Origin of the sequence: Candidatus Tisiphia endosymbiont of Dascillus cervinus, from assembly GCF_964026405.1 — a bacterium.
Classification (GTDB): domain Bacteria; phylum Pseudomonadota; class Alphaproteobacteria; order Rickettsiales; family Rickettsiaceae; genus Tisiphia.
This window is the reverse complement of sequence record NZ_OZ032146.1, coordinates 347,461-371,602: the sequence shown is the minus strand read 5'-3', so window position 1 is coordinate 371,602 and position 24,142 is coordinate 347,461. Positions and strand designations below refer to the sequence as shown.

The 24,142-nt window shown below is 32.5% G+C and carries 18 protein-coding genes, 2 tRNA genes and 2 pseudogenes; 14 read left to right on the top strand and 8 right to left on the bottom strand.

Going from position 1 to position 24,142, the window contains the following annotated elements; translation table 11 throughout:
- Positions 1–75: 75 nt before the first annotated feature.
- Positions 76–1,371: an MFS transporter gene (locus AAGD19_RS01720; RefSeq protein WP_341748071.1), complete on the top strand. Its 1,296-nt coding sequence runs from the start codon at positions 76–78 to the stop codon at positions 1,369–1,371.
- 28 nt (positions 1,372–1,399) lie between these two features.
- Positions 1,400–2,236 (top strand): oxygen-dependent coproporphyrinogen oxidase, encoded by an 837-nt coding sequence (gene hemF / locus AAGD19_RS01715; protein WP_410520829.1) that lies wholly within the window; start codon positions 1,400–1,402, stop codon positions 2,234–2,236.
- 94 nt (positions 2,237–2,330) lie between these two features.
- Here hemF and AAGD19_RS01710 read toward each other — a convergent pair.
- From AAGD19_RS01710 to grxC, 3 genes are all read right to left on the bottom strand, one after another.
- Positions 2,331–2,407 (bottom strand) — tRNA-Arg (locus AAGD19_RS01710).
- A gap of 127 nt (positions 2,408–2,534) precedes the next feature.
- Positions 2,535–2,611, bottom strand: a tRNA-His gene (locus tag AAGD19_RS01705).
- 116 nt (positions 2,612–2,727) lie between these two features.
- Positions 2,728–3,000 carry a glutaredoxin 3 gene (gene grxC / locus AAGD19_RS01700; RefSeq protein ID WP_341748069.1) on the bottom strand — a complete coding sequence of 91 codons (273 nt, stop codon included), beginning with the start codon at positions 2,998–3,000 and terminating at the stop codon, positions 2,728–2,730.
- 75 nt (positions 3,001–3,075) lie between these two features.
- Between grxC and uvrB the strand changes: the two genes are divergently transcribed.
- From uvrB to AAGD19_RS01675, 5 genes are all read left to right on the top strand, one after another.
- A complete protein-coding gene (gene uvrB, locus AAGD19_RS01695; protein ID WP_341748419.1) occupies positions 3,076–5,064 on the top strand; it encodes an excinuclease ABC subunit UvrB in 1,989 nt (662 codons plus the stop codon).
- A gap of 473 nt (positions 5,065–5,537) precedes the next feature.
- Entirely contained in the window at positions 5,538–6,521 is a 984-nt protein-coding gene (locus tag AAGD19_RS01690) for a transposase (RefSeq protein ID WP_341747233.1), read from the top strand.
- Positions 6,522–6,531: 10 nt separating this feature from the next.
- Positions 6,532–8,841, top strand: coding sequence for an N-6 DNA methylase (locus tag AAGD19_RS01685; protein WP_341748068.1), 2,310 nt, complete (start codon positions 6,532–6,534; stop codon positions 8,839–8,841).
- Between the two features lie 111 nt (positions 8,842–8,952).
- On the top strand, positions 8,953–12,576 hold the full coding sequence (locus AAGD19_RS01680) for an acyl-[ACP]--phospholipid O-acyltransferase (protein ID WP_410520821.1): 3,624 nt from the start codon (positions 8,953–8,955) through the stop codon (positions 12,574–12,576).
- Between the two features lie 94 nt (positions 12,577–12,670).
- Positions 12,671–13,474, top strand: coding sequence for a DsbA family protein (locus AAGD19_RS01675; protein ID WP_341748067.1), 804 nt, complete (start codon positions 12,671–12,673; stop codon positions 13,472–13,474).
- Positions 13,475–13,732: 258 nt separating this feature from the next.
- On the opposite strand, the gene AAGD19_RS01670 is transcribed toward AAGD19_RS01675, so the two are convergent.
- From AAGD19_RS01670 to AAGD19_RS01660, 3 genes are all read right to left on the bottom strand, one after another.
- Positions 13,733–14,437 carry a TIGR02281 family clan AA aspartic protease gene (locus AAGD19_RS01670; RefSeq protein ID WP_341748066.1) on the bottom strand — a complete coding sequence of 235 codons (705 nt, stop codon included), beginning with the start codon at positions 14,435–14,437 and terminating at the stop codon, positions 13,733–13,735.
- On the bottom strand, positions 14,434–15,156 hold the full coding sequence (locus AAGD19_RS01665; RefSeq protein WP_341748065.1) for an amino acid ABC transporter ATP-binding protein: 723 nt from the start codon (positions 15,154–15,156) through the stop codon (positions 14,434–14,436). The genes AAGD19_RS01670 and AAGD19_RS01665 overlap by 4 nt, the downstream gene beginning before the upstream one ends.
- Positions 15,157–15,249: 93 nt before the next feature.
- Positions 15,250–15,954 carry an MBL fold metallo-hydrolase gene (locus AAGD19_RS01660; RefSeq protein ID WP_410520828.1) on the bottom strand — a complete coding sequence of 235 codons (705 nt, stop codon included), beginning with the start codon at positions 15,952–15,954 and terminating at the stop codon, positions 15,250–15,252.
- Positions 15,955–16,027: 73 nt separating this feature from the next.
- Here AAGD19_RS01660 and AAGD19_RS01655 point away from each other — a divergent pair, with 73 nt between their 5' ends.
- The 5 genes and pseudogenes from AAGD19_RS01655 to AAGD19_RS01635 all read left to right on the top strand — a co-directional run.
- On the top strand, positions 16,028–16,699 hold the full coding sequence (locus AAGD19_RS01655; RefSeq protein WP_341748063.1) for a phosphatase PAP2 family protein: 672 nt from the start codon (positions 16,028–16,030) through the stop codon (positions 16,697–16,699).
- Between the two features lie 96 nt (positions 16,700–16,795).
- A complete protein-coding gene (locus tag AAGD19_RS01650; protein WP_341748418.1) occupies positions 16,796–16,969 on the top strand; it encodes a zinc-finger domain-containing protein in 174 nt (57 codons plus the stop codon).
- Complete coding sequence (gene mutL, locus AAGD19_RS01645; RefSeq protein WP_341748062.1) at positions 16,944–18,962, top strand: DNA mismatch repair endonuclease MutL; 2,019 nt, start codon at positions 16,944–16,946, stop codon at positions 18,960–18,962. Before AAGD19_RS01650 ends, mutL begins: the two co-directional genes overlap by 26 nt.
- A gap of 354 nt (positions 18,963–19,316) precedes the next feature.
- Complete coding sequence (hemA, locus tag AAGD19_RS01640) at positions 19,317–20,561, top strand: 5-aminolevulinate synthase (RefSeq protein ID WP_341748061.1); 1,245 nt, start codon at positions 19,317–19,319, stop codon at positions 20,559–20,561.
- Between the two features lie 247 nt (positions 20,562–20,808).
- Positions 20,809–21,018 (top strand): annotated as a pseudogene (locus AAGD19_RS01635) (IS110 family transposase); the annotation flags it as partial.
- A gap of 15 nt (positions 21,019–21,033) precedes the next feature.
- Here the strand turns inward: AAGD19_RS01635 and AAGD19_RS01630 are convergent.
- Complete coding sequence (locus tag AAGD19_RS01630; RefSeq protein ID WP_341748059.1) at positions 21,034–21,780, bottom strand: sugar phosphate nucleotidyltransferase; 747 nt, start codon at positions 21,778–21,780, stop codon at positions 21,034–21,036.
- Complete coding sequence (locus AAGD19_RS01625; protein WP_341748058.1) at positions 21,773–22,525, bottom strand: YebC/PmpR family DNA-binding transcriptional regulator; 753 nt, start codon at positions 22,523–22,525, stop codon at positions 21,773–21,775. Before AAGD19_RS01625 ends, AAGD19_RS01630 begins: the two co-directional genes overlap by 8 nt.
- Before the next feature lie 178 nt (positions 22,526–22,703).
- On the opposite strand from AAGD19_RS01625, the gene coxB reads away from it, so the two are divergent.
- Together coxB and AAGD19_RS07460 are read left to right on the top strand one after the other, a co-directional pair.
- On the top strand, positions 22,704–23,504 hold the full coding sequence (gene coxB, locus AAGD19_RS01620) for a cytochrome c oxidase subunit II (RefSeq protein ID WP_341748057.1): 801 nt from the start codon (positions 22,704–22,706) through the stop codon (positions 23,502–23,504).
- A 19-nt stretch (positions 23,505–23,523) separates the two neighbouring features.
- Positions 23,524–24,141: pseudogene (locus AAGD19_RS07460) on the top strand (CatB-related O-acetyltransferase).
- The last annotated feature ends 1 nt before the right edge of the window (position 24,142 follow it).

The window sequence follows — 24,142 nt, the reverse complement described above, 5'->3', positions numbered from 1 at the left end:
AAATTATTTTACACTTTATAAGTTGGTTAAGTAGTCTATAATCCGATTTAATTAAATTTGATTGATAAGATATAGATGAGCAAACCTAAATCCGTTTTTTTATCAGCAATTTCAGGAAATATACTAGAATATTATGATTTCACAGTATATTCAGTATTTGCATTAGTAATTGGTCACACATTTTTTCCTTCAAGCTCAAAATTTTTACAAATATTATTGGCTCTCGGGGTATTTGCAGTAGGATTCATTACTAGACCAATTGGTGGTATATTTTTTGGTTATGTTGGCGATAAATATGGAAGGCGTATAGCCTTAATTATTTCCATGCTTGGTATGACTATACCAACATTTACTATGGGACTAATTCCTTCTTATCATGACATAGGAGTTTATGCACCGATAATATTAATCATAATGCGTCTTTTTCAAGGCTTATGTATTAGTGGTGAAGGGGCTGGAGCTGCTATTTTTATTCTAGAACATCATCAAAATTTACGACCAGGTTTTACTGCTGGTTTAGTACATGGCTCAAATATGGCTGGTACGTTAATAGCCACCCTTGTAGGAATTATTATTGAACAATATTTTTATCATTTTGATTTTGCTTGGCGTTTTGCATTTTTACTAGGCGGGGCTATGGGGCTTGTCGGTTTCTATTTGCGTCTTCGTGTATCAGAGACTCCAATTTTCAAAATGTTAGCTGAACAAAAGAAAACTTTAAAAGCACCTTTTATCAACGTAGTTAAGACAGCTTGGAAAGCGATGTTTTTAACCTTTTGTACAGGTGCAGTTGCTAGTAGCGTCGTCTATTTAGTAAAAACCTATATCATTGTGTATTACCATGATGTTATGCACCTTGATAATACAATTGCTCTTACTTATATGTTATATGCAAATTTTATATCGATGGTATCTATGCCATTATTTGGTGGATTAACTGATATTATTGGAAAATTTAAGACTTTAGCTTTAATAAGCTTAGCAATCTTGATATTAGCTTTACCTATTTTGTTATCTATGTCATTACCGTTCATGTGGCAACAAATTCTAGCACTAACTATCTTAGGTATTCTTAGTGGGGCAATAGCTGGGGCAGCCTATAGCTTTATTATATCTTTATTTACTCCTGAACAAAAATTTTCAGGGGTATCCTTTAGTTATAATTTGGGTATTGCTATATTTGGTGGTACTTCTCCTCTTATTTCTCGTTGGCTTGTTGAAAAAACAGGCTTGTTTTATGCCCCTGCCTTTTATATTATGACTACTTCTAGTATATTTTTAGTTATCATTTATTTTATGAGAAATGAAATAAGACGTTTACTTAGCAGGAATTCTTTCAAAACTAGAAAGAGATATAATAAGTTGTTTTAACATTCCCACTATAGTGATGGTATAAATTATTATGATTAGCAACAAAGAGAAAGTAGTAACATGGTTTACAAATTTACGTGATCAAGTATGTACTGAATTCGAGAAAATTGAACTTGAATATAGTAAGGTGCAAGGTTTAGCTGCTGCGAGATTCATACGAACACCATGGGACAGAAAAAACGGCGGTGGTGGCGTAATGTCTGTAATGCGTGGTAACTTATTCGAGAAAGTTGGGGTGAATATTTCTACAGTTTTTGGAGAATTATCTCCAGAGTTTAGTAAAAATATACCGGGTACGGAAAATAGTAGGCAATTCTTTGCTACTGGTATTTCTATCGTGGCTCATCTTACTTCTCCATTGGTACCAGCGGTACATTTCAACACCCGCTATATTGAAACTGCTAATCATTGGTTTGGCGGTGGTGGAGACCTAACGCCATTTTACCCTAATGAAAATGAGACGACAAAATTTCATAATGCTTTTAAACATGCTTGTGATAAACATGATCCAAATTATTATCCTAAATTTACAAAACAATGTGATGAGTATTTTTACTTAAAACATAGAAATGAGCCAAGGGGAGTAGGCGGTATATTTTATGATTATTTAAATACTGGAAATTTTAATAATGATTTTTCTTTTACTAAGGACGTAGGACAAACATTTTTAACAGTATATCCTGAAATTGTTAGAACAAAGATGTTACTGCCTTGGACTAGTGAACAAAAGGATTATCAATTAGTGCGTCGTGGTAGATATGTTGAATTTAACTTATTATATGATCGTGGGACAATGTTTGGCTTAATGACAGATGGCAACGTTGAAGCAATATTAATGTCTTTACCCCCAGAAGTACGTTGGTAACCTTTATAATAAATATCAAATTTGTGCAAAAGGTAAAAGCCACTATTATAGAACCTTTTTCACTCATTATTAAATCCTTAGACTCTCAAGTAATTGGTGCATTCGATTGGATTCGAACCAACGACCTCTGCCTTCGGAGGGCAACGCTCTATCCAGCTGAGCTACGAATGCTTAATTTATTGCTGCTTCTCAAACATGAAAATACAATAGATATTTTTCGCTAATAGCAACTACTGATCGTGACTTTTAAATTACCCTATGGCTTTATCTGAGAGAAGAATTTTTAACCTAACAAATATGGGGCGAATGACGGGACTTGAACCCGCGACCCTCAGATCCACAATCTGATGCTCTAACCAACTGAGCTACATCCGCCATGTAACCTGCGTTAAAGTAAATTATTATCACCCATAAGTCAAGTATATTCAAACCAAGTTACCATGACTTAATACTTTTATTCTTAGAATTTTTGCTGTCATAATTATATGATATTATTTTACTAATTCATCTAACTTACCTTCTTCTTCAAGTTTATGAAGAGCATCACATCCACCAATATGCTTACCATCAATGAATATTTGTGGTAATGTACGTTGTCCATTAGCTTTAGCTTGCAACTCTAATCTTTGCTTGTCACTATAATTGTCTACGATTATTTCTTTGTAAGATATATTTTTTCGATTAAGTAGTTTTTTTGCCTTAGTGCAATAGGGGCAATATGTTAATGTATAAATTATGACAGTGTATAGAATTATTTTGTGCATAATTGTTATCCTATTTTTATAGTTATAAAACTATTATCCACATATAATAAACTTTTAGCAAGTTACAAGTTAATGATAAATAAGTTTTCAATAGTATCTAAATATAGTCCAGCTGGCGATCAGCCAAAAGCAATTAATGAAATCGTTAAAGGTCTTGAATCTAGAATGCGTTCACAAATACTCTTTGGTATTACTGGTTCTGGTAAGACCTTTACTATGGCAAATATTATTAAGAGAACCGGTAGACCATCGCTTATTATGGTACATAATAAGACATTAGCTGCCCAAATTTATTCAGAAATGAAGGCAATTTTTCCCAATAATGCCGTTGAATATTTTGTATCATATTATGATTATTTCCAACCTGAAGCATATATTGCAAAAACCGATACTTATATAGAAAAAGATTCTTCGATAAATGAACAAATAGATTTATTAAGACACTCTGCTACTAGGTCACTGCTGGAACGTCGGGATGTAATTGTTGTATCCTCAGTTTCTTGTATTTATGGTCTTGGTTCACCAAATCTTTATTATCAGATGACAATAAGCCTTAAGTCTGGGGAAATTTATGCTAGAGATAAATTGCTTAATGACTTAGTAAATTTACAATATGAGCGTAATGATGTGGGGTTTGAACGCGGTACGTTTAGGGTAAAAGGTGATAATATTGATATATTTCCAGTACATTATAACGATAAAGCTTGGCGATTGTCATTTTTTGGCAATGAAATTGAATATATAAGCGAATTTGATCCGCTTACAGGTGAAAAATTAGCTAAATTGGATCAAGCTGTGATTTATGCTAAGTCCCACTTTGTAACACCTAAAGAAGTAGTACAAAATGCTATATCGCAAATTGAAGAGGAATTACAACGACGCTTAGAATTTCTTAAAGCACATGATAAATTAGTAGAGGCTCAAAGATTAAATCAGCGTACCCAATATGATATGGAAATGATGATGGAAACTGGCAGTTGCAAAGGCATTGAGAATTACTCTCGATTCCTAACTGGTAAAGCAAATGGGCAACCCCCGCCAACCTTATTTGAATATTTGCCTAAAGATGCTTTACTATTTGTCGATGAAAGTCACGTATCTGTCCCGCAAATTAGAGCAATGTATAATGGTGATAGGGCAAGAAAAGAAGTATTAGTGGAACACGGGTTTCGCCTTCCATCAGCCTTAGATAACAGACCATTAAAATTTGAAGAATGGCAAGATTTTAGACCTCAGACGATTTTTGTCTCGGCAACACCTGGGTCTTTTGAATTGGAAGAAACAGCAGGGATTATGGTCGAACAAATTATCAGACCAACGGGACTACTAGACCCAGAATGTATTATAAAACCAGCGACTAACCAAGTTGAAGATTTGATAAGTGAGATCCAATATACGATAAATAAAGGATTTCGTGTTTTAGTGACAACATTAACTAAAAAAATGTCAGAAGATTTAACAAATTATCTACAAGAATTAGGGTATAAAGTATCATATTTGCACTCTAATGTTCATACTCTTGAACGTATGGAAATCATAAGAGATTTACGCCAAGGTACTATAGATATTATTGTTGGTATTAATTTATTGCGAGAAGGTTTAGATATTCCAGAATGTGGACTTGTTGCGATACTTGATGCTGATAAAGAAGGTTTTTTGCGTTCTGAAGTCTCATTAATTCAAACTATCGGCAGGGCTGCAAGGAATAGTCAAGGAAGAGTAATACTCTACGCAGATCGCAACACCAAGTCTATTGATAAGGCTGTAGGTGAGACATATAGAAGAAGAAAAATTCAGGAGGAATATAATAGGCAACATGGTATAGTACCGCAGACAATTAATCACCATATCCATGCACTAATCGAATTAGAAAAATTGGATAGTAAGTTAGATAATAAAAAACAAACTCATATATTATTGGACAATCCAATGAAATTGAAAGCTCATATCGATAGATTAAAGAAGGAAATGTATGAAAAGGCTAGTAATTTAGAATTTGAACAGGCGGCAAAAATACGAGATCAAATTAATGTACTAGAAGAAGCAGCCTTAGAGCTAACTTAATTTAAAGTACTTTCTGTTCCAATTAACCATTAGTTTGGGATAAGAATAAGCCTTTTAAAGAATGAGTAATAGTAGAGTAATAGTAATGTACTGGTTAGGGGATAAACAAAATAAGCAATACCGCAAAAATAATGAAAACAGCTATTAGTGGATCATAAAAATCTGTTATATTTATAGATATAACCGAATTTGGAATAACTTGTTATATTAAATTCAGGTTATTTATTACCGTGTATCATCACAACACTCGCAAAAATACGTTGATGAGTTCTGTAGATATAATAACAGAGATAATTACGATATGTTTAATTTGTTGATAAAACAAGCTGTTTTGTGAAATTGGAATATTCTATCAAAACTTACGCTATGAGAAAAAAAATGGTACATTATGTTGAGTATAATTTACAAATGCCAAGAGGATAAAATTGCAAGCAATACCAGTTAATAGGATAGATTACTGTCAATTTCTAATAGTGAGTCAAAAGAATTATAGTTTGACCTACTATGCTGAACATGCCAAAAAATGTAGCCATGATGTTATTAATAGATTTTTAAAAAATGAAAAATATACACCTTCTTTGTTATGGGAACATATTAAGGATGATGTTATTTTATCGCCTAACGGATATACAATATTTGATGATACGGTGTTAAATAAAAGAAATACCAAGAAAATAGAAATTGCTAGATCACAGTACAGTGGGGCTACAGGTGGTATTACTACTGGTATAGGAGTAGTAAGTTTGGTATATTATAATCCGGATATTAATAAGTTTTGGGTAATAGATTACCGAATTTTTTCGCCCGAACATGATGGAGCGACAAAAGTAGAACACCTATTAAATATGTTAAATAATGCTGTGTATAGCAAAAAGATTCCTTTTCAAACTGTGCTTTTTGACACATGGTATGCTACGCATAAAATTATGCAACATGTTGATTCCTTGGGTAAATATTATTATGCTCCTATTAAAGCAAATAGAAACGTTACTAAAACTTCCTCTTCTAAGCCTTATAAAGCTGTTAGCAAGTTAACGTTTTCAGATGAGGAAATTAAGAGCGGAGTGGAGATTCATATAAAGGGCTTTGCAAAAGATAAGCATGTTAATTTGTTTAAACTTACTGTTTCTACCAACAGAGTTGATTATATTGTTACCAATAACAAAACTCAAAAATCTTCTAAAGCCGTACAAGATGAGTGTGGCTTTCGTTGGGTAATTGAGAGCATGCATAGAGAAATCAAGCAACTTACCGGTATAGAACGATGCCAATGCAGAAAACAACGCATCCAGCGTAATCACATTAGTTGTGCATTTTTAGTGTGGGCTTTTCTAAAAAGAACTGCACACAAAATAGGTAAGACGGTTTATCAAATAAAGTTAGGGCTTTTAGATCATTATATGCAACAGCAGTTACGTTCACCCTCTTTACGCTATTTAGAACCTTACATAGCGTAAGTTTTGCTATATGTATACTAAAAGATTAGAAGCGTCTATAACGCATGATATTTTAGTCCAACTTGATAATCTTGGTTGGATTGTCGATGAAAAAGACCCAAAATGTAACGTATTTCAACAAAGAGTGAAACTTACAAAGCAAAAAGAATTACTTAATGGTAAAATGCCTGACTTTGTGCTATACAAGGAAGGAAGTAATGAACCAATAATAATAATTGAGGCAAAAAAACCGAATGAAAGTATACAATTAGCAATAAACCAAGCATTGAATTTGTATGCTAAACCACTAAATACGCCACTTATATTTGCTTATAATGGAAGTTATATTGAAACCCAATATTTGTATAATGGGCGTAATCTTAAAATTGATGGAGAAGATGTAAGGCAATTTGTAAATCATCATACGGCACTCAGATTTGTTAACGAAGGATCTGAAATACTATCTGCAGTAAATTTTATTCAGCATTCAAGAGACGAGCTTATTAAGATATTTAAAAGGGCAGCTAATTTACTAAGAGAGGATGGTCTACAAGCAGGTATTGATAGATTTGGAGCATTTTCTGATATTTTGTTTTTAAAAATTCTTGATGAGATTTCTGTTCTAAAGATGTTGGGGGGTGAGGAGAATACATTAGATGAGTACCTTAGATGGAGTTCATTTTCTCAGAGAAAAGGAAACGAATTGTATCAATATGTGAAAGATGTTGTTTGGATTAAGATTAACAAGAAATATGGTGATATTTTTAGCGAAGCATTCCCTATTAATTCACCTGATATTTTTGAAGAGATTATTTATGAGATTTCAAAACTTAACCTTACAGCTTCAGATAGTGATGTGAATGGTGATGCTTTTGAGTATTTTTTAAAAAATGCTTACCAAGGCATCAAAATTAAAGATTTAGGCGAATATTTTACACCTAGAAACATTGTAAGAACAATGATAAGTATGGTTAATCCTAAAATTGGCGAAACCATTTATGACCCTTTTTGTGGTACAGGAGGGTTTTTAATTGAAGCGTTTAGATATTTAAAAATCAGAACTTCGTTTAACGATGAGGTGCAAAATATTCTAAGAAAAAAAACAATTCACGGTTCTGAGATTACTGTAAATGCAAGAATTGCAAAAATGAATATGATTTTGTTCGGAGACGGACATAGTAATATCAAAAAACAAGACACCATTTCTGATTATGTAAATCAAAAATATGATATTGTAATTACAAATCCACCATATTCGCAACAAACAAGGTTTGGGTATTTGTATCCAATTCAATCAAATAATGGTGACGCTATTTGTGCTTTACATTGCTTTGAAGCTTTAAAACTAGGTGGTAGAGGTTGTTTGCTTGTAAAAGAAAACTTTCTTTCAGATGGGGGCGATGTTGGAAAGGTAAGAGAGTATATTTTTAATAACTCATCAAATGTTTCTATTGTTTCATTGCCAAGAAAGCTTTTTGAACCTTACACACCAACAAAAACAAGTATTGTGTATTTCGAGAAAAACAGAAAGATATCAAACACATTCTTTTTTGTAGTTAATGCGGTTGGTCATGAACTTGGTTCAAGAAAGAAGCCAATTAAGGACAATGATTTGCCAGCTGCACTTGATGCTTTCAACAATAAAAAGACTGTTTTAGAAATTGAATCTGCTATAATAGAATCAACTGAAATCGCCAAGAATGGTTATAGTTTGTGGATTTATGATTATTTTGATATTTTTGCTAATTTAAAAGGTGATATTATAAAACTTGGTAATTATATTGAGGAGATAACAGAAAAAACAGAGCCCTCTTTACAGCCAATTACAGATTTTAGAATTTTAGGTGTAAGTAATAGTATTGGTGTTTTTGACAATGAAATTTTAAAAGGTGAGGACATAAACCAAAAATACAAGCAGGTTCAAGCTGGAGATTTGGTATATAATCCGCATAGGATTAATGTGGGTTCTTTAGGTTTAGTCTTTGAGGATTTAAGCGGTGGTTATGTAAGTGGTATTTATACCGTCTTTAGAGTTTTAAAAAAATTCCAAGATATTCTACCATCCGAATATTTATTACATATTTTAAAGTCAAAATATTATTTAGCCATTATTGGCAAATACGATACAAAATATGGAGCTGTTAGAGCGAATTTAACTTATGAACAGCTTTGTAATATACACATACCATTACTTAAAAAAAATGAAATGAAAGAATTTTTAGAAAAAATAAGTAAACTAAATAATATCACGGAAAAATTTCAGAAAATTAAAAATAATCTATACATAAAATTTTACCTTAATTTTTACAACCTTATTAACCTAAAAGTTTCAGCATTATAAAAACTAACACAAAAATTTGTCCTGCAATAAGCCAATTGTTATGACTTAGAAAAAAGTTGATTATCGAGTAACAAATTACATACTACAACTAAATATGTCTCTAGAGAAAGCATGCCATCAAATCAATTATATTTATTTCGAGATATGCGTTTTTTGCCTATCTTCATAGTACAATTTTGTGGTTGTATGAATGATAGTATACTAAAAAATGCTCTAATTATATTAATTACTTATAAACTATCTAGTCAATTGGTAGAATCAACCCAATTGCTTGTACTTGCTGCTAATACTATTTTTGTATTGCCTTTTGTTATATTTGCAAGTATTGCAGGGCAAGTGGCTGATAGATACGAGCGATCAACTTTAGTTAAAATCATTAAATTATTTGAACTATCCATAGTGCTTTTCGCTACTTATGGATTTTTCAATAATAATTTAGTAATACTTTTTTTGTCTATATTTTTTATGGGTATACATTCAACATTTTTTGGACCAATCAAATACAGTGTTCTGCCAGACCATTTATACAAAAATGAACTATTGGGAGCTAATGGATTTGTTGAGGCAGGAACATTTATCTCTATTTTAGTTGGTACTATTATTGGAGGATACTACACTATAAGTGGCAATTTAATCATCACTATTCTGATAATAATTGCTATGGTTGGTGTTGTTGCTAGTTATTTTATGCCAAGATCGAATAATTCTAACTGTGAAATTAAAATAAATTTAAATTTATTTCGTGAAAGTATAGAAATGATTAAATATGCTAAAGCTAAAAAGCAAGTATATCTAGCAATTCTTGGTATATCTTGGTTTTGGTTTATCAGTGCAGCAATACTTGCCCAAATTCCATCTCTTGCTAAAGATACTTTTGGAGCGGATGAAAATGTTGCTAATTTGTTCCTTGCAACATTTTCAATTGGAGTAGGGGTTGGTTCTTTTTGGTGTAGTAAGATTTTTGGAAATGAAATTACCACGAAATATGTTTTTGTCTCGGCACTTGGTATCAGTATATTTGGTATTGATTTATTTTTTGCCAGTCGCATTAGTGCAGTTCATTATGAACCGGAACAGTTAAAGAGTATATTTGTCTTTTTATCTAAAAAGCATAATTGGCGGATCATTATCGATTTATTTTTTATAGCTGCTATTGCGGGGCTATATATTGTTCCACTTTTTGCAGTATTACAATATTTGAGTTCTTCAGCTCATCGTAGTAGAATAATTGCTATAAATAATTTTGTTAATGCTATATTTATGGCTGGCTCCACTGCAATATTGTCGTTGTTGTTCTATTGGGAATATTCGATACCATCCGTTATATTATTTATTAGTCTGCTCAACATAGTGGTAGCTTATTATATTTATCAATTAATTCCCGAAGTAAAAATAGTACCTTTTGCTGTTAACCGAGCTATTTTAAAATTTCTTTTTGATTGCATGTACAGAGTGGAAGTAAAAGGTATTGAAAATTTTTATAAAGCTGGTAAAAGATCAGTAGTTATCGCCAATCATATTTCATATCTTGATCCTGCCTTACTTGCAACTTATCTACCTGAAGAAATGACTTTTGCCATTAATACAACTATGGCTAAAGTGTGGTGGGTAAAACCATTCTTAACGATGGCAAAAACTTTACCAATTGATCCTTCTAATTCAATGGCTATAAAGAGCTTGATTAGGGAAGTACAAAAAGATAAAAAAGTTGCTATATTCCCTGAAGGAAGAATAAGTATTACTGGTTCCTTAATGAAGATATATGAAGGACCTGGCATGATTGCTGAGAAATCTGATGCGACAATTCTACCTGTAAGAATAGATGGTACACAATTTACTCATTTTTCTAAACTTAAGAATATATTAAAAACACGGATATTTCCTAAGGTTACTATTACTATTTTGCCACCAGTAAAATTTCCTTCTAAGCTGAATATAGATAATAGGGAAAAGCGTAAATATATAGGTCAGGCTCTTTATGATATCATGGCTGATATGATGTTTGAAAGCTCTGATTATCAAAATACTATATTTCAGTCTCTAATTGAGACAGCAAAATCTTACGGTTTTAACAAAAAAATAATACAAGATATTGATGATAAATCTGTTACCTATCGCCAATTAATATTGGGATCTTTTACTTTAGCAAATTTAATAAAACAGGATACGGAAGTAGCTGACTATGTAGGTCTTATGCTACCTAATATGGTTGAAACTATGGTTACTTTTTATGCTATGCAAGCCTGCTGCCGTCGACCAGTTATGATTGACTATATGAGTGAGGTGAGCAATATAGTGGCTTCATGTAAAACAACGTCAGTTAAAATGGTATATACTTCAAAACAGTTTGTTGAAAAAGCTGGATTACAGGAAGTGGTAGCAAAAATCTTAGCAGCCAATATAAAAATTATTTACCTTGAAGATTTAACACAAAGAATTGATTTATATTTAAAAATTAAGGCTATTATAGCCAGCTTCTTCCCACAAAGTTATTACAACAATATATGTAGCAGTTATGATGATAATGATCCGTCAGTTGTAGTATTTACTTCTGGTATTTCAGCAACAGCTAAAGCTGTAGTATTATCACATAGGAACTTGCAGGCTAATCGATGCCAACTTCTAGCTAAGGTACATTTTAGTCCTGATGATTCTGCCTTTATGGCTTTACCGCTTTTTCACTGTTTTGGTTTATCTGGAATAATAATGATGACACTCAATGCTATACCAGTGTTTCTTTACCCGTCTTCTCTGCATTATAGGAGTATTCCTGAGGTAATATACGATATCGGAGCGACAATTATGTTTGGTACGGATATATTTTTGCATGGTTATGCTGTCTATGCTCATCCTTATGATTTTTATTCTATAAGATACGTATTTGCCAGTAGTGAGAAACTGAGAAAAGACACAAGGGAATTATGGCTTGATAAGTTTGGTATAAGAATTTTTGAAGGATATGGTACGTCAGAAACATCTCCAATAATATCTTGTAATACCCCAATGCATTATCGTGCTGGAAGTGTAGGGCGTTTGATGCCTAAAATAGAATATTATATTAGACCAATTCACAATAGACCTCTTGCAGAATTTGCTTCTGCTGAGGAATTTAAAGAAACCACGGAGCTTCGAACCGTAGCGTACTCAAATGTAGGTGAAGAGCAGAGTACCGGTAGTACGAATAAATTACCAGCAGAAATAGAATTATGCGAGAGGTCTATTGGAATAGAGGGGGTAGGACAACTATTCATCAAAGGACCAAATATTATGCTTGGCTATATGCACTCTAATAATCCCGGAATTATCCACCCTACATCATCAGAAGAATTGGGTTTGGGATGGTATGATACTGGAGATATAGTAAAAATTGATGAAGATGGATATCTTACCTTATTAGATCGTATTCAGCAATTTGTTACAATAGAAGAAGTAATTACGCTGATATTAATAGAGGATTTAGCTAATATGATCGATGTTGATAGTAAGCATGTTGCTATTTGTCCTGATAATGATAATAAAGACAAACAGATTTTTCTATTGACCACAAGTCAGACCATAAATAGTGAAAAATTCATAGAAATAATGCATAAAAATTCAATAGACTCAAACCAAAAGAATATACCAGTTATTATCCATGTTAAAGAAATACCAATTCTACCAATAGGTAAAGTAAATTATCGGCAAATAACTAAAATGCTTGAAAATTATAGAAAAGTAACTAAAATGCTGAAATAAGGTACATGAGTGTCATATATGGACGCCAATATACTATATAACTTGGACTAATAAACCATTTATAACAAACTAATCTATTTAATAGAAAAATATTATGCATAATGTTGTTGGTAAAGTATTATTAATTATTGTTGTTGTTCTTCTAGCATTATTTGCTTATAAAACTATGAAGACTCCTAGTGCTTCTACTACGGTTTCGATTAACACTCTCGATCAGCAAGTGTTAGACAGAAAAGAAGAAGTGGAAAAAACTGAACAAATTATAAAAGAATATTTATTAAATAATCCCGAAATAATCATTCAGGCAATAGAAGGTCTTCAGCAGCGTAAAATGCAAGAAATGGAAATAAAAACTGGCGAATATATAAAAGATAATAAATCTGAAATAGAAGATTCTCTTACATCTCCTGTACTTGGTAACCCGAATGGAGATGTAGTCATCGCTACTTTTTATGATTATAATTGTAGTTATTGTAGAAAAGGTCATAACTTTATTAACCAGTTAATCAAATTAGATACGGGGGTTAAAGTCGTTTTAAAACCGTTCCCGATTCTTGGTGATGCATCTAATTATGCTGCAACTATTGCTTTAGCTGTTTATAAAACCACTCCGAGTAAGTTTCAAGATATTCATAATGGTTTAATGGACTTAAAATCTATTACCAAAGAATCTGTAGAAAAATTGTTACTAGTAAATGATCTAAATCCTGAAGTAATTGCGGAAGAAATCAATAAAGATGAAATAAAAAATCTCATCGACAAAAATGTTAAGTTAGCAAAGGGTTTAAAAATACAGGGAGTACCTGCTTATATTATTAATGGTAAATTAATAGCAGGAATGGTAGATCTAGACCAATTGCAGACGATAGTTGCTGATATACGAAGTCAAAATAAGTAGTTTCGCTGTTATCCGAGCTACGGTGCATGGAGACTTTGCCTAAAAATACCAATGTAAGTAATGGTACTACAAGACCAAAAACGATATCGACAACGCAATTCTTCAAAGTAGCACCACTACGCATTATGTAAAAACAAACTATTAGAAGCAGTTTGTTAGGAGCTAACACTTGATAAGTGCTATCAAGTTCATAATGGAAGAAGCAAAAATGCTCGAAAATCAATATGTTAGATAGTTGTTTCCTAGAAGAGTATACACCTAATAACTCAAAATCAACATATCTCGATCTATTCTGAAACCTTTAAAACGCTCTAATAACGACATGCCTAGTAACGATACGTCAAGACCGCCAGTACCTATGTGAGCTTCAACATTTCTAAAAAAAGCTCCTCTACCAATCTCAACACTATTTAATCTCACGGGAGCAGCCCTACTCGTACCATTAGCTGTAGAGTAAGTTTTAGTGTAATTTAGTTTTGATAAGTCAAATCCTAGCATTTTAGCATCACTAATAGTAAGAGCAACATCACTTGCTCCGGTATCAATCATAAATTTAATTTTTATTCCGTTTGCCACGGCGTTAACGTAGAAATGCCCATCGTTACTACGACTAATTACTAATTCTCCTTGTTTATTGACCCAATTATATGATGGTATTAGTACGGATATGACTCTTTGAGCGGCGTAATTTAACTCAAACTTGAAAGCATAACTAGTAATTATAATTAAGAAAATTCCGCCCCAAGTTAATAATTGAATAGAGAGTATCCTTATACCTTTTTGGCTAAAGGAATTATAAACTATACTGATAATCACCAAAATCATTATAAAACAAGTTATACTTTTTTGGTTATCCCAAGAAAAAGCAGCAAATTGTGCAGCTACTAGTTTACGTGCACAGAAAGTAATGACAATACTAATGCATAGAATAATTATTAACTTTATAAGACTTTTATTACTCACATTAAATCACCTATATTCTCTAAAAATAATCTTGCTCTATGAGATTTGGGTTTTTCAAAAAACTCTACTGCCGGCTGATCAGCTAAAACTTGTCCGTGATCCATAAAAATTATCCTATCGGCTATGGCTTTGGCAAATTTAATATGATGAGTAACTACAATCATGGTTATTTGACTTTTAAATAAAGATATAATTTCAATAATATCTTTAATATTTTCAGGATCTAAAGCTGAAGTAGGCTCGTCAAATAACATTATTTCTGGATTCATCATCAAGGCTCGGCAAATCGCCACTCTTTGTTTCTGTCCCCCAGATAAATTGACAGGAAAGGCGGTAATTCTTTGTCTTAAACCAAATTGTTCTAATAATTTCTCTGCCTTAGCAATGGCAGCCATTTGCTTCATTCCTAAAATATTAACAGGAGCATATATTAAATTATCTTGGACATTTAAGTGCGGAAAAAGATTAAACGCTTGAAAAACCATGCCAATTTTAAGACAAAGTTTCCTTTTATTTTTTTGCGTCAATTTTTTGTCATCGATTAACACATGCCCACTGGTGGGAACTTCTAAAGCATTGATAATTCGCAATAAAGTAGATTTACCACTACCAGAAGATCCTATAATCGCTATAGTTTCTTTTTTCTTGAACTCAAGACTAATATCTTTAACAGCATAGGTTTTGCCATAGTTTCTTGAAACCTTATCGAGTATTATCATATACTCCTAATAATTTGAAAAGTTGATAGACCTACGTGAATTCGGGATGAGAATTAACTAATTTTTATCCCGAATTGGGGTAACTCAGGTTTGTTAAACTATAAATTTGTAACCATCATATAGAGGTTTTATATTACTTGGCAATATTTTTGATATCTCATGGTAATCAATAAAATGATTCATATTCGTTAATAATATTTGTTGAGGTTTATATTCATCGTTCCACTGTAAAATTTTATCTAATCCTGCATGGCAATCATTAGATTCATACGCCATACAGTCTAATATCCAAACATTGATATTTTTCAAGAATGGTTTAGATTCTGCCGGAAAAGCTAGCACATCACTAGAATATACAAAATCATCCATTCTAATACCTAAACTATCTATAGGACCATGATGTTGTCTGAAGAATTGTACATTTATGGTATTAATTTTAAATTTTGCAAAAAAATCTACCGGTCTTGCAATCAGTTTGTCCGGAGCAAATAAATGTTGGTGACGATTCTCAGTTTTCAATGCTGTGCTACTGTCAGAAAAAATTTCTAGTGGTGTCTTTTGGAAAAATGGAAATATACGTAAATCATCAATACCGTTCACATGATCTGCATGATAATGGGTTAATATAGCACCGTCCAATTTTTTAATCTTTTCTCGCATTAATTGATTTTTGATGTCAAAACCAAAATCAACAAGAATTTGACTATTACCATCATCGATGTATATTGATGATCTAGTTCTTTTATTGTAACTTGAAGTAGAAGTGCATATATTGCAATCACAATTAATTATCGGCATACCAAGTGATGAGCCACATCCTAGCACTGTTATTTGTAGCATATACTTAAACCAAACAAAATTGAAATTGAAAATGTTTGAACTTTTATATAATTTCCATGGTCTTAATCAAGAGATATTCTTGTGGATCAATAGAATTACTAACCATTTTAGCATAATAGCTTATATTCTACAAATTATCTCTTATTGTTTTAATATTACCAACTTTGCTATCGTTTATTTTATATATTGTGGATATTTCTATATCCAGTTAAAAAAGATTCAAGATTTTAATCAGCGTCAGATCAAATTTTGGTCTATATATAATAAAATGGTAATGATTGGTATAATTTATGCTATATTCGGTTGTACTTATGCTCTATTTAAGTTTTCGGTTAATATACCTAGACCATTTTGCTCATTACCTCTTAATAGTTTTGTAACAATTGCTCATGTTGAAGTTGAAAGATGTTTATCCAGTTTTCCAAGCAGTCACTCCGGATTAGCATTAATGGTATCTTACTGTATTTGGCCATATATAACAATGTGGCAAAAAATTATAGCCTTTTTGATTGTTTTATTAGTAGCAGTCTCACGTATTACTCTTGCTATGCATTACCCAGCTGATATTATTTATAGTTTCCTTATCACCATAATGATTATAGTGGTTAGTAAAATGATTTTTAAAATTTTTACCAACAATTTAATAAAATGGTTTGGTGAAAGGATTCTTTCTCTATTATATCATTATTTTCTAGACCACTAATATAATTAGTGATTTTTATTTTGAATAAATTTCACTTATGTTTTATAGTAGTAAGATACTAAAAAACTCTTATATAGCTTCAAATTTATGCAAAATATGGAAATTATTGAGACTATCTCTACATCCGTATCATGTTTTGGCAAAGAACCACCTTTTGATCATCCAAGAATTTATTTGGAGATTGATTCAACCAAAGGCTCTATTGTGTGTCCTTATTGTAGTAAAACATTTGTGTTAGTAAGTAATGAAGATAAAACTCCTGTCAGATAGTACTATAAACCGCATCGCTGCTGGGGAAGTAATTGAACGACCAGCTTCGGTGGTAAAAGAACTAGTTGAGAATGCTATTGATGCAGCTAGCACTAAGATAGATATAAGCTTACAGCAAGCAGGGAAAAATCTTATTATTATTTCTGATGACGGAATAGGCATGTCTGAAGAAGATCTAAAAATTGCCGTAGAACGTCATACTACTTCTAAACTTGATGAATCAGATTTACAAAATATTCACACTTTTGGCTTTCGTGGAGAGGCATTACCTTCAATAGGTTCTGTAAGTAAGATGTTGATTACTTCAAAGGCACGTGGGGCTGATAGGGCTTATCATATACAATCTAGCGGTGGGCATAATAAAGAGATTAAACCTACCATTCATAACGAGGGTACTAAGATTGAAATACGTGATTTATTCTTTGCTACCCCTGCAAGACTAAAATTTTTAAGATCTGATAAAACTGAATTAGCAGCTTCAGTTGATGTAATCAAGAAAATTGCATTAGCTCATCCTAAAATCAGCATTAATTTATCTCATGATGGCAAAAATATCATAAAAGTAAAAGGTCAAGATGGAAATTTTGATGATCTGTTAAAGCAAAGAATAATTGATATATTGGGTTATGATTTTATTGAAAATTCTGTCCATATTAATCTACAAAGACCGGAAATATCAGTATATGGCTTTACCAGCATTCCTACCTTTAATAGAGCTTCTGCTGAGGATCAGTTTTTATTTGTTAATAATAGACCCGTTAAGGATAAATTACTACAAATCGCTCTAAGACTAGCTTATCAGGATTATTTAGCTCGGGATAGACATCCAGTTTCAGTTTTGTTTCTACAGATAGATCCCCACATGGTTGACGTTAATGTACATCCTGCCAAAACAGAAGTAAGGTTTCATGATCCGGGTACTATACGGGGATTACTGATAAGCTCTATCAAAGATGCCCTTGCCACTAGAAGTCATATGGTGTCAACGAATATTGCCACAACTGCCTTAGGTCTTTTTCGAAATACTACTACTAACTTTGTTAAAACAAATAAGGCATTTCAAAAGAACCATACCTCTTCTAATAAAGTATATCCAGATGGTTTGAGTATATCTGATAATATCAGTACTTATAAGGCTCAAAATTTAACCATTCCTAGGCACAATGATAGTTCTAATGTTCAGCAACAATTAATAAAGACAGACCCACATGCTAAAGTAGAAGTGCTAGAGGATGATATCCTAGACCTAGATTGTAATAATAAACCTCTTGCAAAATTCACTTCTACTAGGGAATCTGCAGGAGGATTGAAACCTCACCCTTCAAGCAGTACGGCAAATTCCGTTACGGATTCAAGTCTAGTACCATTGCCTAAATTACCAGCAGAAGTAGAGTTATGCAAAAAGTCTAATGTTGCACTCGGAGCAGCAAGAGCCCAACTGCACGGCACTTATATAATATCACAAACAGCAGATAGTATTATTATCGTAGATCAACATGCAGCACATGAGCGTTTGGGATACGAGAAAATTAAGCAAATGATAAGTAACAATGGCTTAATTAAGCAACGATTACTCATGCCTGAGATAGTAGAATTACCGGATGTCAAAAGAGCTGATTTATTGTATAATAAAAAGGATGATCTTTCTAAATTAGGTTTAAGCCTAGAAAAATTTGGCGAGCGATCTATCATTGTATCAGAGACTCCAAGCTTATTTGGAAATACCGATATAAACCAACTTACCCAAGACTTGGCAGATAATTTATCTGATCTTGGTGAAAATATTTCCTTGATTCAATTGATTGAACATGTTACAGAAACCTATGCATGTCATTATGCTATCAGAGCAGGTCGTAAATTATCTTCTGAAGAAATGAATGAATTATTAAGACAAATGGAAAAAACCCCATTTTCTGGTCAGTGTAATCATGGTAGACCAACTTACATCGAACTCAAACTCAAAGATATTGAGCGATTATTTGGACGTAGGTAACCTGAGGTTACGCGAATTAGGGATAAGAATTTGTCAATTCTTATCCCTAATTCGCGTAGGTTAGGTAACTTGAATTCGATGTAACAAGTTACATCGAATTCAGTATTATATATAGAAACAATCAGGTTTGAAGCGGCTGCCCACCTGATTGTTAAAATATAATACTCCATTCAATATGTGATTTTAATAATTAAAATCACATATTGAATGATGAAAAAAGTTAAAATGCACTCGCGTCAGCCGCTTCAAGAGTGCATTTTTCCTTATAACAAAGCAAGTATCGATATAAGAATTATTAATTCTTATATCGAACTGAGGTTAGGTAGGTTTTAAACTGTATAAAAAAATAATGTAATGTCTAACTATAATAATATATTCGATCACCATATAACTAGAATTAAACAAGAAGGAAGATATCGTGAATTTGTTCCTGTTCAAAGACAGGCAAATAACTTTCCATCTGCTTGGTATGGTAATAAAGAAATTGTAATGTGGTGTATTAATGATTATCTTGGTATGAGTAAGCATCCAGATGTTACCAAAGCTGCGTTAGATGCTATATCCAAATATGGAATTGGTTCTGGTGGTACAAGAAATATAGGTGGTAATAATAGCAGCATAATAGAATTAGAGAAGGAACTAGCAATCCTACATAATAAAGAATTAGCTCTAGTTTTCACTTCCGGTTATGTTGCCAATGATACTAGCCTTGCAACACTGGCAAAAATAATGCCTAATATAGTTTTTTTCTCAGATGAGTTAAATCACGCTTCTATTATTTCCGGTATCTGTAATTCAAAAGCTGAAAAACATATTTATCGGCACATTGATACTTGCCATCTTGAAGAATTACTCAAAAAGGTGGATATTAATAGACCGAAGATTATTGTTTTTGAATCAGCTTATTCTATGGACGGATTATTTTCACCAATAGAAAAAATAGTGAATTTAGCTAAAAAATATAATGCTTTAACCTTTATTGATGAAGTACATACAGTTGGTCTGTACGGCAAGCATGGTGCTGGCATTGCCGATCTTCAGGGTTGTGCTGATAAAATTGATATGATCCAAGGAACGCTTGGTAAGGCTTATGGCACTATTGGTGGTTATGTTGCAGCCAATCGTCAAATTATCGATTCTATAAGGCTTACTGCACCAGGTTTTATATTCACCACCTCTCTACCCCCAGTTATTGCTTCAGCAGCAACTGCCAGTATTCGTCATTTAAAAAATTCTAATATAGAGAGGGAAACTTACCAAAAGGTAATAGCCAAGGTAAAAGAATCTTTTGATAAAGCTAAAGTGAATTATTTAAAAAATGATAGTCATATTATACCAATAATTATTGGTGATCCAATTAAAGCCAAACAAGCTTCTAAAATGTTGTTGGATAAATATAATATTTATGTTCAGCATATTAACTTCCCAACAGTACCACGTGGCACAGAACGTTTAAGAATCATCCCAACACCTAACCATACCGACCAAATGATTTATGACCTCACCACAGCCCTTGTTGAAATTTTTAGTACTCTCGATATATCACCATCAATCAATTCTTACTCTATAATAAAATTACCTTTACACCCTGCAGCGTAGTATAATTGTAATCAGTAGTTAATGTACATAGTAGCATTAACTACCAAAGATGCCATTCCTACTTGCCACTATGTCATCAACCATGATTTTAATAGCAGGTGTAGCAATAATAATTCTTCTTACTAATACATTTTCTTCGATCGATTTCTAAAGAAAATAATGTATAATGAAAATTATTAAGAAATGAACTAACATGACCACAATATAACACTGAATTCGATGTAACTTGTTACATCGAATTCAGGTTAGCGGTAGATATAGCGGATATAGACATACAGGTCATGGTCGAAATTTTGTTAGACCTATGTTGTTTGTAGCTGCTATGGCTGCTAGAAATTCTAACTCTGAACTGAAGGTATTTTATGAAAAATTGATCAATAGAGGAAAAAAGAAAATGGTGGCGATGGTAGCATTAATGCGTAAAATCATTGTGATTGCAAACGCTAAGTTACGTTGAAGAATTTTGTGTGTATTACCTGCCCATTAACTTAGCAATAGTTTTATTAGCTTCTTCTAGCTCCTGTTTAGTATTTACTCCAAGCACTATGTCGTGGTCTGAAGATAGCAAATATGATACTTTTTCTCCGCTATCCTTAGCTATTTTTACAAGGGCGGTTAAATATAACTCTTTTGATCTATCAACCTTACCTAAAAAAATAGTAGGTAGATATTTTTTTAATATACCAGCTTCAAAAGCCATAATACCAGAATTACAAATTGTTATAGCTTGTTCTTCACTCGTTGCCTCTTTAAATTCCACAATTTTTAAGAAATGTCCTAGTTCATCAGTAACTATTCGTCCATATTGCCCCGGGTTATCACGTCTAAAGCATAACGTTGTAATGGCTGAATTTGTAGAAATTAGGTGGTCTAATAAATCGTTAATAATATTTGCGGTGATTAAAGGATTATCTCCGTAAAGTACTGCTACAATTTTATTGTCATCAACTAAGTCTAAAGCAGTATATACTGCATGAGCAGTACCAAGAGGTTCTGGCTGTAATATAAATTTACAAATATCTTTATAACAAACAATATGTTCTTCTAATTGCCATGAGTGAACTAAAATAACTTCATTGCTCACTTGCCGAGCATTGGTTATCACCCTATCAAGCATCGATCTACCACCAACTTTATGCATTACTTTTGGTAAGGTAGAATCCATTCTTCGACCATTACCTGCAGCTAAAACAATAACTTGGCAGTCCATATTAAGCATCTTTCATAGTTTCATAAATTGCGTCAGATAATTCATAATTACCAAAAACTTTTTGCACATCATCACTTTCTTCTAAAATATCCACTAATTTTAATAGCTTCTCTGCTTTATCATTATCTTCTATAATTATGGTATTTTTAGGCACCCAACCTACGTAAGATTCTTCAGGATGTCCATATTTATTGGTCAGAAAATCAACAGCTTGCATAAAGTTCTCAATATCCGTGTAGATTAAATATGTATCTTCTTCAGAAATCATATCTTTTGCTCCAGCCTCTAGGCTACTGTCAAACATAGCTTCTGTTGTTGCTAAATTTGCCGGATATTGTATTACTCCAAGATGATCAAACATATAACTGCTACTTCCAGTTTCACCTAAATTACCACCAAATTTGCTAAAAGCTGCTCTAATTTCAGTAGCCGTACGATTTTTATTATCAGTTAAAGCCTCTACTATTATTGCAATACCACCTAGAGCAAAACCTTCATATCTAATCTCTATATAATTTTCGTTATTATTAGAATCACTTGCTGCACTTATTGCCTTATCTATTCGATCCTTTGACAAATTCTGACTGCGTGCTGCAGCTATGCTACTCCGCAGGCGTGGATTATTGCTTACATCAGTTCCCATTTTAGCAGCAGTGATAATTTCTCTAATTAGCTTAGTAAAAATTTTTGCCCTTTTCTTATCTTGTGCACCTTTTCGGTGTTGAATGTTTTTAAATTTTGAATGACCGACCATAATGCTCCCATAAAACCTAAAGCTATCAAAGCCGGATCGTATCAGAAGGTAATTTAAAGTCAAGAATAAATTCTTCCAGCTTTTCCAACATTAGAGTCATTTTTTACTTTAATAAAACTGCATATCATTTTATATTAGCTAAGTATAACACATAGAATCAAACCCACTAATACCAAATATGAAAAAATTTATAATTTTATATCTGTTATTTGCTCACGATTGCTTAGCCTCAGAACCTCAGGCGTGGCAAATGTTGTTACAAACTCCAGCAAGCCCTCTTATGGAAGAGCTTCACGGGTTTCACAATTTCCTACTGTTAATATCAGGAGGAATAGTTGTCTTTATTACCATTCTACTAGTCTATGTTTGTATTAGATTTAATGCAAAAGCCAACCCTATTCCAGCAAAATTCTCTCATAATATCTTAATTGAAGTTATTTGGACGATAATCCCTATAATAATTTTAGTTATTATTGCCATACCATCATTTCGTATTTTACGTTTTGCAGAAAAAATCCCTGAAATAGATATGACTGTTAAAGTTGTGGGTTATCAGTGGTATTGGCATTATATATATCCTGATCACGATAATATCGAATTTGATAGTTATTTAATTACCGATGAAAAATTAAAACTTGGTCAAAAACGCTTATTAGATGTCGATAACCGTGTTATCATACCAGAAAATACTACGGTAAAATTTCTAATTACGGCAGGAGACGTCATACATAGTTTTGCAGTACCAGCACTGGGCATAAAGATGGATGCCGTTCCTGGAAGAATCAATGAAACTTGGACTAAAATTAGCAAAAAAGGCGTGTATTATGGTCAGTGTTCAGAACTTTGCGGTGTTAATCACGGTTTTATGCCGATTGCCATTGAAGTGGTAAGCAAGGAAGAATTTCAAAACTGGTTGATTATGGCAAAGTCAAAATTCTCTATGAATATGAAGACTAACAAAAAATTAGCCTTCAAATAAATTAAATAAAAGAGTTACTATGGTACATTTCAACAAGCATTATCCCCATCTTTACGCAAAACAGGTTAAAGAAACTATATTTTTAAAACATTTTATTCATAATCCTAACATAATGGTAGGTGATTATAGTTACTATCATGATAGCCACTATCCATAACAGTTTGAACGTAATAATGTTATAGGTTGTCATCAGTGTAAATTAATTATCGGTAAGTTTTGTGCTATTGCCAAAGGAACTACCTTCATCATGGATGATGTAAACCATCTCATGGATGGTTTTTCTACTTATCCATTTTTTATTTTTGAAGGTTGGAATAATTATACTCCAACTTGCAACAAAGCTAGAAGTACAATAGTTGGTAATGATGTGTGGTTTGGTACGAATTCAGTCATTATGCCAGGAGTAACAATAGGAGACGGAGCAATTATCGGAGCATATGCAGTGGTCACCAAGGATGTACCACCCTATTCTATAGCTGTAGGTAATCCTAGTAGAATTATTAGAAAAAGATTCTCAGAAGACATAGTAGACAAATTAGCACAAATAAAATGGTGGGACTGGGATTATGATAAAATTACTAGAAATATCGAAGTCATAGTAGGTGCAGATATTGATCAACTTAAAGAATGTAAATAGT

What these genes read in the sequence shown, in the direction of transcription:
- hemA (WP_341748061.1), top strand. Translation starts at nt 19,317, where the DNA reads ATGTCTAACTATAATAATATATTCGATCACCATATAACTAGAATTAAA.
- coxB (WP_341748057.1), top strand. Translation starts at nt 22,704, where the DNA reads ATGAAAAAATTTATAATTTTATATCTGTTATTTGCTCACGATTGCTTA.
- grxC (WP_341748069.1), bottom strand. Translation starts at nt 3,000, where the DNA reads ATGCACAAAATAATTCTATACACTGTCATAATTTATACATTAACATAT.
- AAGD19_RS01650 (WP_341748418.1), top strand. Translation starts at nt 16,796, where the DNA reads ATGGAAATTATTGAGACTATCTCTACATCCGTATCATGTTTTGGCAAA.
- AAGD19_RS01655 (WP_341748063.1), top strand. Translation starts at nt 16,028, where the DNA reads ATGTTTGAACTTTTATATAATTTCCATGGTCTTAATCAAGAGATATTC.
- AAGD19_RS01625 (WP_341748058.1), bottom strand. Translation starts at nt 22,525, where the DNA reads ATGGTCGGTCATTCAAAATTTAAAAACATTCAACACCGAAAAGGTGCA.
- mutL (WP_341748062.1), top strand. Translation starts at nt 16,944, where the DNA reads ATGAAGATAAAACTCCTGTCAGATAGTACTATAAACCGCATCGCTGCT.
- AAGD19_RS01665 (WP_341748065.1), bottom strand. Translation starts at nt 15,156, where the DNA reads ATGATAATACTCGATAAGGTTTCAAGAAACTATGGCAAAACCTATGCT.
- AAGD19_RS01680 (WP_410520821.1), top strand. Translation starts at nt 8,953, where the DNA reads ATGCCATCAAATCAATTATATTTATTTCGAGATATGCGTTTTTTGCCT.
- AAGD19_RS01675 (WP_341748067.1), top strand. Translation starts at nt 12,671, where the DNA reads ATGCATAATGTTGTTGGTAAAGTATTATTAATTATTGTTGTTGTTCTT.
- AAGD19_RS01720 (WP_341748071.1), top strand. Translation starts at nt 76, where the DNA reads ATGAGCAAACCTAAATCCGTTTTTTTATCAGCAATTTCAGGAAATATA.
- AAGD19_RS01630 (WP_341748059.1), bottom strand. Translation starts at nt 21,780, where the DNA reads ATGCTTAATATGGACTGCCAAGTTATTGTTTTAGCTGCAGGTAATGGT.
- AAGD19_RS01685 (WP_341748068.1), top strand. Translation starts at nt 6,532, where the DNA reads ATGTATACTAAAAGATTAGAAGCGTCTATAACGCATGATATTTTAGTC.
- AAGD19_RS01660 (WP_410520828.1), bottom strand. Translation starts at nt 15,954, where the DNA reads ATGCCGATAATTAATTGTGATTGCAATATATGCACTTCTACTTCAAGT.